At 43.7% G+C, this 12,778-nt stretch carries 17 protein-coding genes; 15 read left to right on the top strand and 2 right to left on the bottom strand.

The window, feature by feature from the left end; translation table 11 throughout:
- Nucleotides 1-4: 4 nt before the first annotated feature.
- Nucleotides 5-1,501: a replicative DNA helicase gene (gene dnaB, locus ABSY64_RS07120; RefSeq protein WP_349642393.1), complete on the top strand. Its 1,497-nt coding sequence runs from the start codon at nt 5-7 to the stop codon at nt 1,499-1,501.
- Between the two features lie 35 nt (nt 1,502-1,536).
- Here the strand turns inward: dnaB and ABSY64_RS07115 are convergent, their stop codons facing one another.
- A complete protein-coding gene (locus ABSY64_RS07115; RefSeq protein WP_349642392.1) occupies nt 1,537-1,842 on the bottom strand; it encodes a hypothetical protein in 306 nt (101 codons plus the stop codon).
- Nucleotides 1,843-1,851: 9 nt separating this feature from the next.
- A complete protein-coding gene (locus ABSY64_RS07110) occupies nt 1,852-2,349 on the bottom strand; it encodes an aminoacyl-tRNA deacylase (RefSeq protein ID WP_349642391.1) in 498 nt (165 codons plus the stop codon).
- A gap of 70 nt (nt 2,350-2,419) precedes the next feature.
- Here ABSY64_RS07110 and ABSY64_RS07105 point away from each other — a divergent pair, with 70 nt between their 5' ends.
- From ABSY64_RS07105 to yycF, 14 genes are all read left to right on the top strand, one after another.
- Complete coding sequence (locus tag ABSY64_RS07105; protein WP_349642390.1) at nt 2,420-3,148, top strand: GntR family transcriptional regulator; 729 nt, start codon at nt 2,420-2,422, stop codon at nt 3,146-3,148.
- A 171-nt stretch (nt 3,149-3,319) separates the two neighbouring features.
- Nucleotides 3,320-5,773 carry a phosphoketolase family protein gene (locus ABSY64_RS07100; RefSeq protein ID WP_349642389.1) on the top strand — a complete coding sequence of 818 codons (2,454 nt, stop codon included), beginning with the start codon at nt 3,320-3,322 and terminating at the stop codon, nt 5,771-5,773.
- Nucleotides 5,774-5,893: 120 nt separating this feature from the next.
- The gene (locus tag ABSY64_RS07095) at nt 5,894-6,706 is read left to right on the top strand and encodes a Cof-type HAD-IIB family hydrolase (protein ID WP_349642388.1); all 813 of its coding nucleotides are present in this window, start codon (nt 5,894-5,896) and stop codon (nt 6,704-6,706) included.
- A 121-nt stretch (nt 6,707-6,827) separates the two neighbouring features.
- On the top strand, nt 6,828-6,950 hold the full coding sequence (locus ABSY64_RS07090) for a hypothetical protein (RefSeq protein ID WP_349642387.1): 123 nt from the start codon (nt 6,828-6,830) through the stop codon (nt 6,948-6,950).
- Nucleotides 6,951-7,157: 207 nt separating this feature from the next.
- Nucleotides 7,158-7,280 (top strand): hypothetical protein, encoded by a 123-nt coding sequence (locus ABSY64_RS07085; protein WP_349642386.1) that lies wholly within the window; start codon nt 7,158-7,160, stop codon nt 7,278-7,280.
- A gap of 188 nt (nt 7,281-7,468) precedes the next feature.
- Entirely contained in the window at nt 7,469-7,591 is a 123-nt protein-coding gene (locus tag ABSY64_RS07080; protein WP_349642385.1) for a hypothetical protein, read from the top strand.
- A 146-nt stretch (nt 7,592-7,737) separates the two neighbouring features.
- Nucleotides 7,738-7,860 carry a hypothetical protein gene (locus ABSY64_RS07075; RefSeq protein WP_349642385.1) on the top strand — a complete coding sequence of 41 codons (123 nt, stop codon included), beginning with the start codon at nt 7,738-7,740 and terminating at the stop codon, nt 7,858-7,860.
- 233 nt (nt 7,861-8,093) lie between these two features.
- Nucleotides 8,094-8,216, top strand: a complete 123-nt coding sequence (locus ABSY64_RS07070; protein ID WP_349642384.1) for a hypothetical protein — start codon at nt 8,094-8,096, stop codon at nt 8,214-8,216.
- A gap of 194 nt (nt 8,217-8,410) precedes the next feature.
- Nucleotides 8,411-8,533 (top strand): hypothetical protein, encoded by a 123-nt coding sequence (locus tag ABSY64_RS07065; protein ID WP_349642383.1) that lies wholly within the window; start codon nt 8,411-8,413, stop codon nt 8,531-8,533.
- 132 nt (nt 8,534-8,665) lie between these two features.
- The gene (locus tag ABSY64_RS07060) at nt 8,666-8,788 is read left to right on the top strand and encodes a hypothetical protein (protein ID WP_349642382.1); all 123 of its coding nucleotides are present in this window, start codon (nt 8,666-8,668) and stop codon (nt 8,786-8,788) included.
- Nucleotides 8,789-8,932: 144 nt separating this feature from the next.
- Nucleotides 8,933-9,055, top strand: a complete 123-nt coding sequence (locus ABSY64_RS07055; protein WP_349642382.1) for a hypothetical protein — start codon at nt 8,933-8,935, stop codon at nt 9,053-9,055.
- A gap of 185 nt (nt 9,056-9,240) precedes the next feature.
- The gene (locus ABSY64_RS07050; RefSeq protein ID WP_349642381.1) at nt 9,241-10,884 is read left to right on the top strand and encodes an ABC transporter ATP-binding protein; all 1,644 of its coding nucleotides are present in this window, start codon (nt 9,241-9,243) and stop codon (nt 10,882-10,884) included.
- A gap of 77 nt (nt 10,885-10,961) precedes the next feature.
- Nucleotides 10,962-11,942 (top strand): ribose-phosphate diphosphokinase, encoded by a 981-nt coding sequence (locus tag ABSY64_RS07045; protein ID WP_349642380.1) that lies wholly within the window; start codon nt 10,962-10,964, stop codon nt 11,940-11,942.
- Between the two features lie 115 nt (nt 11,943-12,057).
- Nucleotides 12,058-12,771 (top strand): response regulator YycF, encoded by a 714-nt coding sequence (yycF, locus tag ABSY64_RS07040; RefSeq protein ID WP_349642379.1) that lies wholly within the window; start codon nt 12,058-12,060, stop codon nt 12,769-12,771.
- Nucleotides 12,772-12,778: the final 7 nt, after the last annotated feature.

Raw genomic sequence — 12,778 nt, 5'->3', positions numbered from 1 at the left:
GTGAATGGATAACAGTTTAGTATCAAATGAATACCGGCAAGCGCCGCAAGACATTGATGCTGAGCGAGCAGTTTTAGGGTCGATTTTCTTCGACGTTAACTCTGAGAGTGCCATGGCAACCGCTTCAGCTGTCTTGGAGCCCAGTGACTTTTACCGCCAGGCCCACCAAACGATTTTTAAGGCCATGCAGCTTCTTGTCGATGAGCAGCGCCCCATCGACATGCTGACTTTGCAGGATAAGCTTAACAGCATGCAACAGTTGGAAAATGTTGGGGGAATGGCCTACCTAGCCGAGCTGTCAGAAAGTACAGCTTCGGCCGCTAACTTGCGCCACTACGCGGATATTGTCCACGAAAAGGCCATTTTGCGGCGCATGATTGAAACGCTGACGCACACCATGACCCTGGCTTATGACGGCAGTGATAACAGCGAAGATTTGTTGGAAGAGCTTGGCCGTAAAATGGATAATCTGGCCGAAAATCGCTCTGACGACAACTTGCGCGCTATCAAGGATGTTTTGCGTGAGTTCCAGGATAATCTGGATAACGCAGCCGAAAATGATAGCGATGTGGTTGGCCTGGCTTCGGGCTATCCCGATTTGGACCACTTAACGCACGGTTTCCGTGAAGATCAGATGGTCGTTATCGGTGCTCGTCCGGCCGTGGGTAAGACGGCCTTCGTTTTGAATATCGCCAAGAACGCTGCCAAAAACGAAAAGGTGCCAGTCGTCGTTTTCAGTTTGGAAATGTCGGCGGTTGATTTGGTTACGCGTTTAGTTGCTGCAGAAGGGGCGATTGATTCTAACCACCTGACGACGGGTCAAATGGATCGAACGGACTGGCAGTCTTTGACGGTTGCCATGCAGTCCTTGGCTCAAATGCAGATTTATCTGGATGATACGCCGGGAATTCGCATGAACCAAATTTCGGCCAAGTTGCGTAAGCTCGAAAAGGATTTGCTCAGCCAAATGACCGAAGATGAGCGCGATGAGAATCCCCATCCACTTGGACTTGTCATGATTGATTACCTTGGTTTGATTGAGTCGGGTAACACGGAAAGCCGTCAACAAGCGGTTTCTGAAGTTTCTCGTCAAATTAAGAAGCTCGCCAAGGAATTGCACACACCCATCATCGCTTTGGCTCAGCTGAGTCGTGGTGTTGAGCAGCGTCAGGACAAGCGCCCAATCCTTTCGGATTTGCGTGAATCTGGTTCGATTGAACAGGATGCCGACATTGTTGCCTTCCTATATCGTGAAGATTATAACCGCAGTGATGGTGGCGAAGATGACGGTGGCTACGGTGCTAGCGCTGGACCTGATCCTCGTGACGAACAGGATGCCGTCGAAACCGAAGTCATTTTGGAAAAGAACCGTGCCGGTGCGCGTGGAACGGTCAAGTTGATGTTTAATAAACCGACTTTTAAGTTCTCGCCAATGGCGCCTTCCTTCCGGGATGACGGACCTGCAGGTGCAGGGGCTAACATTTCAAATGGATTTAACTAAAAAAAGCAGCTCACGCGAGCTGCTTTTTTGTATGTTTAATGATTTTGCGCGGGTGCCATCGAACTAGAACTAGCCGGTTGCGCCGAACTGCTCTGCGCAGGTTCGTGCATGCTGCTAGATGACGACGATGAAGAAGAAATAGAACTCGATGAAGAAGGTTCGTATTTGTCGCTAGAATTATCCGGACCAAAGCCATCCATCGAGCTTGTTGAAATCTCAGAGGAAGACGAACTCGAGGAACTGGATGAACTTTGATCGTGCGATGGTGCCGTCCCAATCGCATAACAGAAGACGATGAAGGCCAGCACCAAAATCGAGAGAATTATCGCTACTTTTTTCATAATTTAACCTTACTCCAGGAGATCAACAAAGGGGGCGTCAACCAATTTAGCAACCTCATCCGGATTGACTTGGTCGGAGCGACCGAGTTCGCCACCCGAGACCAGGAAGTAATCGCGGCCTTGCGCACTGGCATCAAAATAAATTGGGAAGTGCTTGTTTTGCCAAATTCCAACCGGATTGTTGGCACCGTGGATGTAGCCGGTCGTCTTTTGCAATTCCTTCAAATGAATCATTTGAACTTTCTTATTGCCAGAAGCGGCTGCCAATTTTTTCAAGGATAGATGTTGGCTAATTGGTAAAACAGCCACCACTGGACCGGTCTTGTCACCATGGGTAGCCAAGGTCTTGTAGACGTCTTCGTACTTGACGTTGTACTTGGCCAAAAGGGCATCGCGTTCTTCGTCCGTCTTATCCAAAATATTTAAGTCGAGGGGTTTGTAGTCAATCCCGTGCTTTTCTAAAACCTGCTCTGGCAGGGTTTTCTTGCTTTTTTTCTTCTTTGCCATAGCTTTATTTTAGCACATTCAGCCAATCACGGCGTCTGGTCGGACCAATTTATGGTATGATGAGATTACTATGTCAGATGCTATCTATGTTTCGGTGCAAGCCGATATTAAACAAAAAATTTATCAGGGCAAGTACCAAGATCTCAAGCTACCGGACGAACGTAGCTTGGCTTTGGAGTACGATGTTTCCCGTTCTTCGATTAAGCGTGCGCTTAACGTCCTCGTCCAGCAGGGTATTATTTTCAAAAAGCGCGGTAGTGGGACTTTCGTGAATCCTCTTTACTTAAAGAACCAAGCCATTTTCCAGCAGGAAGGTTCCAATCTAGGGGTCTCGGATTCTTTCCGAATTAACGGGGAAGCCCCCAGCATTAAGCTTTTAGATTTTAAAGTGGTGCCGGCCACGCCCGAACAGCAGCAAGCCCTCTTCCTTAATGAAGGCGATTTTGTTTACGAAATCAAACGGTTGCGCAGTATCAAGGACCAGCCCTTCATGATTGAGTCAGGTTACGTGCCCATTTCTTTGCTGCCGGGATTGAACCGCGATATTGTGGCCAAGTCGATTTACGAGTACGTTGAACAGAAAAAGTCGCGTTCTGTGACCAAGTCCTTTATGACCATCATGGCTGAGCCTAGCACGCCCGATGACCAGAAATTGCTTCATCTAAAACCAACCGAACCAGTCGGTATCATGGAAGGAATTTTCTTCATGGACGATGGCACCCCTTTGGAATACTCAACGATGCGTTTGCATTACCGTTACTTGCGTTACAATGCTTTCGTTTCCTTGGATTCCGAATAATTGGTACCTACCAATTTAATTTAATATACGACCAAAATGCTAAAAATCCCGGACCAATCGGGCTTTTTTTCTTGAATTGAATGAAAGCATCCCTTATACTGGTAACTGTAAATAACGGAGCAAATTCGTGTTTATGAATTCTCGTAAAAACACTAAGGAGTACTGGAATCTATGGTTGATTACAATTCAAAAGATTACTTGGAACTCGTTGATAAGTGGTGGCGTGCAACCAACTACTTGTCAGCTGGAATGATCTTTCTTAAGAGCAATCCATTGTTCTCTGTAACAAATACCCCAATTCAGGCTGAAGATGTTAAGGTTAAGCCAATTGGACACTGGGGAACTATCTCAGGTCAGACTTTCTTGTATGCTCATGCTAACCGCTTGATCAACAAGTACGACTTGAACATGTTCTACATTGGTGGTCCTGGACACGGTGGCCAGGTAATGGTTACGAACGCTTACCTTGATGGTGAATATACTGAAGACTATCCTGAAGTCACTCAAGACTTGAAGGGTATGTCAACTTTGTTCAAGCGTTTTTCATTCCCAGGTGGAATTGGATCTCACATGACTGCTCAAACTCCAGGTTCATTACACGAAGGTGGAGAATTGGGTTACTCATTGTCACACGCTTACGGTGCTGTTTTGGATAACCCAGATCAGATCGCCTTTGCCGTTGTTGGTGATGGTGAATCAGAAACTGGTCCATCAATGACTTCATGGCACTCAATCAAGTTCTTGAACGCCAAGAACGATGGTGCTGTTTTGCCTATCTTGGATTTGAACGGATTCAAGATTTCTAACCCAACTGTCTTCTCACGTATGTCAGATGAAGAAATCACTAAGTTCTACGAAGGACTTGGATTCTCACCTCGTTTCATCGAAAACGATGACATTCATGACTACATGGCTTACCACGAAAAGGCTGCTAAGATCTTTGATCAAGCCATCGAAGATATCCAAGCTATCCAAAAGGATGCTCGTGAAAACGGTAAGTACGAAGATGGTACTATCCCTGCATGGCCTGTAATTATTGCTCGCCTTCCTAAGGGTTGGGGTGGTCCTACCCACGACCAAAACGGAATGCCTATCGAAAACTCATTCCGTGCCCACCAAGTTCCATTGCCTCTTGCACAAAAGAAGCTTGAAACTTTGCCACAATTCGAAGAGTGGATGAACTCATACAAGCCAGAAGAATTGTTTAACGCTGATGGTTCATTGAAGGATGAAATCAAGGCTATCGCTCCTAAGGGCGACAAGCGTATGTCAGCTAACCCAATCACTAACGGTGGTCGTAAGCGCGGTGAAGATCTTAAGGATCTTGACTTGCCTGATTGGCACGCATACACCAACAAGATCGACGACTCAAACCGTGGAACTTTGTTGCCAGACGCCAACCACAACATGGACATGTTCACTTTGTCAACTTACCTTGAAAAGGTAATGCAAATGAACCCTAAGTCATTCCGTGTATTCGGACCTGACGAAACCATGTCAAACCGTTTGTGGAGCTTGTTCGACACGACTAACCGTCAGTGGATGGAACAAGTTAAGAACCCTAACGACCAATATGAAGCGCCAGAAGGTCGTATCTTGGATGCACAACTTTCAGAACACCAAGCTGAAGGTTGGCTCGAAGGTTACACTTTGACTGGTCGTGTTGGAATCTTCGCATCATACGAATCATTCTTGCGCGTTGTTGATTCAATGATCACTCAGCACTTCAAGTGGTTGCGTCACGCTTCAGAACAAGCATGGCGTAATGACTACCCATCATTGAACTTGATTTCTACTTCTACTGCCTTCCAGCAGGACCACAACGGTTACACTCACCAGGATCCTGGTATGTTGACTCACTTGGCCGAAAAGAAGTCAAACTTCATCCGCGAATACTTGCCAGCCGATGGTAACGCTGCTTTGGCCGTTATGGACCGTGCGTTCTCAGAACACTCAAAGGTTAACCACATGGTTATCTCAAAGCAGCCTCGTCAACAGTGGTTTACTGCTGATGAAGCCGAAGAATTGGCTAGCGAAGGTTTGAAGACTATCGAATGGGCTTCTACTGCAATCAATGGTGATGTTGACATTACCTTTGCCTCAGCTGGTACTGAACCTACTATCGAAACTTTGGCCGCATTGTGGTTGGTTAACCAGGAATTCCCTGAAGTTAAGTTCCGCTATGTAAACGTTGTTGAATTGCTTCGTTTGCAGAAGAAGTCAGAAGCTGCCGGTAACGACGAACGTGAATTGTCAGATGACCAATTCAACAAGTTCTTCCAAGCTGACACTCCTGTAATCTTCGGATACCACGGTTACGAAGACTTGGTAGAATCATTCTTCTTCGAACGTAAGTTCCGCGGTGACGTGTATGTTCACGGTTACCGTGAAGATGGTGACATCACTACCACTTACGACATGCGTGTATACTCACACTTGGATCGCTTCCACCAAGCTAAGGAAGCCGTTAGCGTTCTTTCAGGACGTGGCGTAATTGACCAAGCTGCTGCTGATACATTCATCTCAAAGATGGACGACATCTTGGCAAAGCACATGAAGGTTACTCGTGAAGAAGGACATGATATTCCTGAATTCACTGACTGGAAGTGGTCAGCTCTTAAGTAAGCTGATATTACAAAAAGGACCGGTTTCCCGGTTCTTTTTTTGTGGAATGAAAACGCATAGTGTTGGGATTTGTTATAATAGAAATACGAATTTTAAGCCAAAAAATGGAGATAAAGCGTAATGACTGACATTAAAATTGTTTCAATTGATATCGATGGAACGCTCCTCAACGACAAGCATGAAATCACGCCTGCCGTTAAGGATGCAATCCACGCTGCTGAAGCGAAGGGTGTAAAGGTTGTTATCACGACCGGCCGCCCTTTAAGTGGTGTCCGTGATATCTTGAATGAGCTTGGTATGAATAGCGACGATCAGTACGTAATTACCCATAATGGTGGCCTCATGATGTCTGCCTCAGGCCACAAGACGCTTTTCCGGGCCGAACTATCATTTGAGCAATTTGAAGCCATTAACGCCTTCATGGAAGCCGAAAAGACCTATGTCCAAGTTGAAAGCGCTGACCAGGCTTATACGCTTGACCACAAGGTAGGCTATTGGGCCAGCTATGAAAACGTCTTGGTTGACTTGCCTTTGACGGTCTTTGATGACATGTCCGAATTGAAGAATATTGATTTCATTAAGGGCATCGCCATGGCCAACGAAGAAGAACTTGACCGTGTGCAAGCTGCCGTGCCAGCTGCCATCAAAGAAAGCACTGCTGTCGTTCGTTCTACGGCGCATAACCTCGAATTCATGAACAAGGATGCCTCAAAGGGAAACGCCCTCTGGGCCCTTGCTGATATCCTGGGCGTTGACCGCCAGGCTACCATGGCCATTGGTGACCAGGAAAACGATCATTCGATGATTGGACAAGCTGGGATTGGCGTTGCCATGGGGAACGCCATTGACTCAATTAAAGAGTTGGCCAACGTCCAAACTACTGACAATAACCATGATGGTGTTGCCGAAGCAATCAAAAAGTACGTGCTTTAATAGACTAAATGAACAGATTTATCTATTGTGTGTAACATTACTGTAATCTTAGTATTACATTTGACATAATCGTTATTTTGTTGTAATATTAACTCATCAATTAAGGAAGGAGTTTTCGCACATGTTTTCAATTAATTTCCCACACTTCTTGCCTGGTTCATCAAACACCACGCACGTAAGCAACTCAAACAACAGCCCATTGGCTAACGTATTCTCATTCTTCTTGCGTTTGTTCGGTAAGTAAGATAAATACGTAGATGGCTATAATATGTCATTTATCGAGTCGATCATCTTCGGATGGTCGGCTTTTTTGATGTCTTTAATCATTGAATGTATTGATAAACACTTTGAATAAATATGTGTAACATTGCTGTAATATTTGTATTATGTTTGACACATTCTGTAATTTGTTGTAATATATAGTCACCAAAGAGAGGAAGGAGTTTAGCACATGTTCTCAATTAATTTCCCACACTTCTTGCCTGGTTCATCAAACACCACACAAGTAAGTAACTCAAACAACAGCCCATTGGCTAACGTATTTGCATTCATCTTGCGTTTGTTTGGAAAGTAAAATAAATAAGGTTAACAGACCTTGTTATCATTGGTGAAAGTCGGCTACCTTCGGGTGGCCGATTTTTTTCTTCTCATTTTAATGTATCTGATATTTTTGAAAATATTTTCTGACCACATTTTAAAAAGTTGTCATTTATCTAGATAGTGTTATAATAGGGTTATCAAGAAGGAAAGGAGCTAACACACATGTTCTCATTGGATTTCTGGCACATCTTGCCTGGTTCATCAAACACTACTCATGTAAGCAACTCAAACAACAGCCCATTGGCTAACGTATTTGCTTTCATCTTGCGTTTGTTTGGAAAGTAAAATCAATAGAGTCATTTGACTTTATTATCATTGGTAAAGGGTCAGTTGCCTTCGGGCAGCTGGCTTTTTTGTTTGCTCTGTAATAATTGCATCTTTTTAGAAAGGTGCTATACTCAAAGTATCGAGAGAAGGAAGGAGATTAGCACATGTTCTCATTGGATTTCTGGCACATCTTGCCTGGTTCATCAAACACTACTCATGTAAGCAACTCAAACAACAGCCCATTGGCTAACGTATTTGCTTTCATCTTGCGTTTGTTTGGAAAGTAAGATTATTAATGAGTCGATCATCTTTGGATGGTCGGCTTTTTTGTTGCTTTAATTTACTTAAGATACTTTTCACATTTAATTGTTCAAAATCTATAATTATTACAAACATATTACAAAATAAACAAAACATTAGCGTTTAATTAGTATTATATTTTAATTTATTTAAAATAATTCTTGTATATTTGGAATCCTATGCTAAAATTAAAACATCAAGAGGGAAAGGAGATAAACACATGTTTTCAATTGCATTTTGGCACATCTTGCCAGGTTCATCTAACACTACTCACGTAGCAAACTCAAACAACGCCCCATTGGCTAACGTCGGAGCATTTATCTTGCGTTTGTTCGGTAAGTAAGATTAACCCTCAGGAATCACACGTACACAATATTCCAATTAATAAGATAGTAAAGACGAGCACCTTCGGATGCCCGTTTTTGCTGTCTTTTTTTAAAAATCTGTTTAAGACTGGCGATTTAGGCTTGATAAAATGATCGTTTTCGGGAAAGTTTGGTATAATGAAAGTATCAATAGGGAAAGGAGTTTGAATACATGTTCTCAGTTGATTTTTGGCACATCTTGCCAGGTTCATCAAACACTACTCACGTAAGCAACTCAAACAACAGCCCATTGGCTAACGTTTTTGCATTCATCTTGCGTTTGTTCGGAAAGTAAGATTTACTTTCGGAACGGTGTTTGTAACCGTTTAATGGAATGGATACCTGAGGGTGTCCGTTTTTTTTGTTGCTATTTTTCGGCATAATTGGTAAGCTATTATCATATCTTTTTATGAAAGGAGCAACACACATGTTCTCATTGGATTTCTGGCACATCTTGCCCGGTTCAGCAAACACTACTCATGTAAGCAACTCAAACAACGCCCCATTGGCTAACGTTGGTGCTTTCATCTTGCGTTTGTTCGGTAAGTAAAATAAATTTAGAATCGTTTTTAACGATTTTATTAAGAATAGGCACTTTTGCGCCTATTTTTTCTTTTTTTCGGGACTAAAATTGATTTTTGTCCAATAAACTGCTAAGATAGTTTATATCTTATTAAGAAAGGAGACCGTGTACATGTTCTCATTGGATTTCTGGCACATCTTGCCTGGTTCAGCTAACACTACTCACGTAAGCAACTCAAACAACGCCCCATTGGCTAACGTTGGAGCATTCATCTTGCGTTTGTTCGGTAAGTAAGATAAATCTTACTCACTACGTGTGAACCTAACTTATAAGGCCAGTATCTTCGGATACTGGTTTTTCTTATATCCAAATTACGGTCTACTTTATGTTAAAATGGCAGTACTAAGGTCTTTTCAGGCCATATTACTTGTCGATTAAGAGAAAAGGAAATGATCAGCAAAACTGATCATTAAATTAATATGAATTCAACAAACGGACTATTCCGCTTTATTAAAAAATACGCTGATATTAATTTCAAGAAGTTCTATGCAGGAATTATCATTACGGTAATTTCCGCCTTTAGTGCTTTGCTGTTTAACAGCAGTGTGACACCGGTCGTCAACTCCTTTAGCAAAGGAGGACTCCAGTATTCAAAATTGATTCTTCCAATATGCTTGTTGATTTTTGACTTGATTGCAGGTGTGATTTCCTTCTATCTATTGGCAACGGTGGCTTATTCTGCCGTGATGCAAATTCGCAAGAAGCTATGGCGCCGTTATAACTTCTTCTCCTATATGAAATTAAGCGAAAATTCATCTGGTGTCCTTGCTAGCCGCCTAGTGAATGATACGAACTTAATTTCAGATGTCTTATCATCTTCTTTACCCCAATTGTTAACGGCTGGGATTACGATTGTCGGTTCCTTTGTGATGCTGCTGATTATCAGCGTCAAGTTAACATTAGCTTTAGCGGTACTCTTGCCAATTCTTGCTTTCATCTTGGCGACGATTTCCAATAAGATTTCAAAGTATTTTGCGCAAACGCAAAAATTAACGGCGGATGCTAATCAAATTGCAGTTAGCATCTTGCAATCAGATATTGTAATTAAATCCTACGTCGCTGAAGATAAATCAACACGGCTTGGTGATGACATCTTCTCAAGGATTTACGGAGTTGCGCGCAAGCAGTTGAAGCTAATTGCTTTGCTTAATCCTTTGGTTTCAGTCTTGACCATGACAATGATTTTGAGTGTCATGGTACTCGGTTTCTTATCAGTTTCATCTGGTGGAATGACGATTGGAGCTTTGACCTCCTACATTTTGTATACCTTTACCTTGATGGCACCCTTGTCGAATGTAACAACGGCCTATGCCAACATGGCAAAAATGAAGGATGTTGTTGCCAACCTCGAACGCCTATTCGAAACGCCCGTCGAGGACGTTGAACCTGGTCAGCAGAACTTGATGGACATTGAAAGCTTGGAAATCGTGGAAGGCTCTTTCCAGTATCCTGGTGGCCACGCCCTTTACATCCCACGTTTGAAGATTGGCGAACACGAGTTGATTCGCCTTCGTGGTAAAAATGGGTCGGGTAAGTCAACCATCTTGAAGATTTTGGCTGGTATGTATGATTTGGACGAAGGTCATTTCTACATCAATGGCATCGACCGTCGTGACGTCAACATCTTCTCTTTCCGTGAGCACTTGGCCTTTGTTGACCAAAACTCATCAATGCTACCTGGCTCGATCCGCGATAACCTCTTGCTTGGTTTTGATAATCCGGCTACGGTTCCGGATGAAAAAATCTGGGAAGCCTTGCGTCAAGTTGAGTTGTATGACTTTGTCATGAATTTGAGTGACGGCTTGGATACCGATATTGCTGAAAACGGTGGTAACTTCTCTGGTGGGCAGCGCCAGCGTTTGGCGATTGCTCGTGCTTTGATTGCGGATTGTGATTTCTACTTCTTCGATGAAATTACTTCCGACTTGGATCAGCAAACGAAGGAAATTATTGTCACTTTGATGCGTTACTTGCACCATGTGCGCAATAAGACGGTGGTTTACATTGACCACGATGATATTTCAATCGATGGTGAACGTTCTATTACAGTTAACGCCGATTAAGAAAAGGCTCCCTGGAAGGGGGCCTTTTTTGTTATAATAACTTTAAGAAGAATGCATTTGCTATGACGGAGTAAATTATGCCTAAATCAAACATGAAGTTGTTTTCACTGAGCTCGAACCACCCTTTGGCTGAGAAAATTGCGGCTGAAGTTGGTGTTCCGCTAAGTGACATTTCGGTTAAACGCTTTGCTGATGGCGAAGTACAGATTAACATCGAAGAAAGTGTCCGTGGTAGCGAAGTCTACGTGATCCAGTCAACTTCATCACCAGTTAACGATAACTTGATGGAACTGTTGATTATGATTGATGCTTTGCGCCGTGCAAGTGCTGATCAAATTAACGTTATCATGCCATACTATGGTTACGCCCGTCAGGACCGTAAAGCCCGCTCCCGCGAACCAATTACGGCGAAATTGGTTGCCAACATGATCGAACGTGCGGGTGCAACGCGAGTTATGGCACTTGATTTGCACGCTGCCCAGATTCAAGGATTCTTTGATTTGCCAATGGATCACTTGCAGGGCGCACCGCTTTTGGCGGATTACCTTATCGAAACGGGAATTGCTGATAAGCAAAACGCCGTTGTCGTTTCACCGGATCACGGTGGGATGACGCGTGCTCGTAATTTGAACAACATGCTTGGTTTGGATGCGCCGGTTGCCGTAATTGACAAGCGCCGTCCAAAGCCTAACGTTGCCGTTGTTGGTAACATTGTTGGGGATGTGAAGGGTAAGACGGCCATCTTGATTGATGACATGATTGACACGGCCGGAACCATCACCCAGGGTGGTAAGCTGGTCATGGAACACGGTGCCAAGGAAGTTTACGTTGTGGCTTCGCACGCCGTCTTCTCTGGACCAGCGGTAGAACGTTTGAAGAATTCACACTTCAAGAAGGTTATCGTGACCGATTCCATTAACTTGCCGGAAGACAAGAAGTTCGACAAGTTGGAAATCGTTTCAGTCGGTGAATTGATTGGTGAAGCTATTCGTCGTGTCAGCTTGAACGAAGCGATTAGCCCACTCTTCCACCACCGCTTCCACCGTCGTAATCAGTAATTATTGGAGCTCCCGAAAGGGGGCTTTTTTCTTACAATTAGATGTCAGATTGTGACCACTTGTGGACCTATGTTATAATTGATACTGATAAACTAGGCGGAGAATGGGGGCCAGTATGACTAAGATTTTGGTTGTCGACGATGAGAAGCCAATCTCAGATATTATTCGATTTAATTTGACGAAGGAAGGTTACGATGTCGTAACCGCGGCTGATGGCCAGGAAGCTTTGGATTTGTTCGAAGAAGAACATCCAGACTTAGTTTTGCTGGATCAAATGTTGCCTGAAGTTGATGGAATCGAAGTTTTGCGACAGATTCGTTCCAAGACTGAGACTCCAATCATCATGGTAACGGCTAAGGATAGCGAAATTGATAAGGTCTTGGGACTCGAAATGGGTGCCGATGACTACGTCACAAAGCCATTCTCAAACCGTGAATTGGTTGCGCGTGTTAAGGCGAACTTGCGTACGCGTCGCGTACCGACGCCTACTGCAGATGAACCAATGGCGATCACCGAAGATATCCATTTGGGTAAGTTGACTATTCACTCACAGGCCTACATGGTTACCAAGGGCACGGAAGACATCGAATTGACGCACCGTGAGTTCGAATTGCTCTTCTACCTTGCTCAACATATCGGTCAGGTTATGACCCGTGAACACTTGTTGCAACAGGTTTGGGGTTATGACTATTTTGGAGATGTTCGTACTGTCGATGTGACGGTTCGTCGTCTTCGTGAAAAGATTGAAGATAATCCAAGCCATCCAACTTGGTTGGCAACACGACGCGGAGTTGGTTACTTCTTGCGCGCCTCGGCTGATGAATCTTAATTTCAAA

The sequence above is a fragment of the Eupransor demetentiae genome (assembly GCF_963930865.1).
GTDB lineage: Bacteria > Bacillota > Bacilli > Lactobacillales > Lactobacillaceae > Eupransor > Eupransor demetentiae.
Note: the sequence above shows the minus strand (reverse complement) of the source record. Positions and strands in the feature narration are given on the sequence as shown.

Excerpts from the sequence above, each read along its gene's own strand:
- dnaB (WP_349642393.1), top strand. The coding sequence starts at position 5 with ATGGATAACAGTTTAGTATCAAATGAATACCGGCAAGCGCCGCAAGAC.
- ABSY64_RS07055 (WP_349642382.1), top strand. The coding sequence starts at position 8,933 with ATGTTCTCATTGGATTTCTGGCACATCTTGCCTGGTTCAGCTAACACT.
- ABSY64_RS07080 (WP_349642385.1), top strand. The coding sequence starts at position 7,469 with ATGTTCTCATTGGATTTCTGGCACATCTTGCCTGGTTCATCAAACACT.
- ABSY64_RS07050 (WP_349642381.1), top strand. The coding sequence starts at position 9,241 with ATGAATTCAACAAACGGACTATTCCGCTTTATTAAAAAATACGCTGAT.
- ABSY64_RS07095 (WP_349642388.1), top strand. The coding sequence starts at position 5,894 with ATGACTGACATTAAAATTGTTTCAATTGATATCGATGGAACGCTCCTC.
- ABSY64_RS07065 (WP_349642383.1), top strand. The coding sequence starts at position 8,411 with ATGTTCTCAGTTGATTTTTGGCACATCTTGCCAGGTTCATCAAACACT.
- ABSY64_RS07105 (WP_349642390.1), top strand. The coding sequence starts at position 2,420 with ATGTCAGATGCTATCTATGTTTCGGTGCAAGCCGATATTAAACAAAAA.
- ABSY64_RS07085 (WP_349642386.1), top strand. The coding sequence starts at position 7,158 with ATGTTCTCAATTAATTTCCCACACTTCTTGCCTGGTTCATCAAACACC.
- ABSY64_RS07060 (WP_349642382.1), top strand. The coding sequence starts at position 8,666 with ATGTTCTCATTGGATTTCTGGCACATCTTGCCCGGTTCAGCAAACACT.
- ABSY64_RS07075 (WP_349642385.1), top strand. The coding sequence starts at position 7,738 with ATGTTCTCATTGGATTTCTGGCACATCTTGCCTGGTTCATCAAACACT.
- yycF (WP_349642379.1), top strand. The coding sequence starts at position 12,058 with ATGACTAAGATTTTGGTTGTCGACGATGAGAAGCCAATCTCAGATATT.
- ABSY64_RS07090 (WP_349642387.1), top strand. The coding sequence starts at position 6,828 with ATGTTTTCAATTAATTTCCCACACTTCTTGCCTGGTTCATCAAACACC.
- ABSY64_RS07110 (WP_349642391.1), bottom strand. The coding sequence starts at position 2,349 with ATGGCAAAGAAGAAAAAAAGCAAGAAAACCCTGCCAGAGCAGGTTTTA.
- ABSY64_RS07045 (WP_349642380.1), top strand. The coding sequence starts at position 10,962 with ATGCCTAAATCAAACATGAAGTTGTTTTCACTGAGCTCGAACCACCCT.
- ABSY64_RS07100 (WP_349642389.1), top strand. The coding sequence starts at position 3,320 with ATGGTTGATTACAATTCAAAAGATTACTTGGAACTCGTTGATAAGTGG.
- ABSY64_RS07070 (WP_349642384.1), top strand. The coding sequence starts at position 8,094 with ATGTTTTCAATTGCATTTTGGCACATCTTGCCAGGTTCATCTAACACT.
- ABSY64_RS07115 (WP_349642392.1), bottom strand. The coding sequence starts at position 1,842 with ATGAAAAAAGTAGCGATAATTCTCTCGATTTTGGTGCTGGCCTTCATC.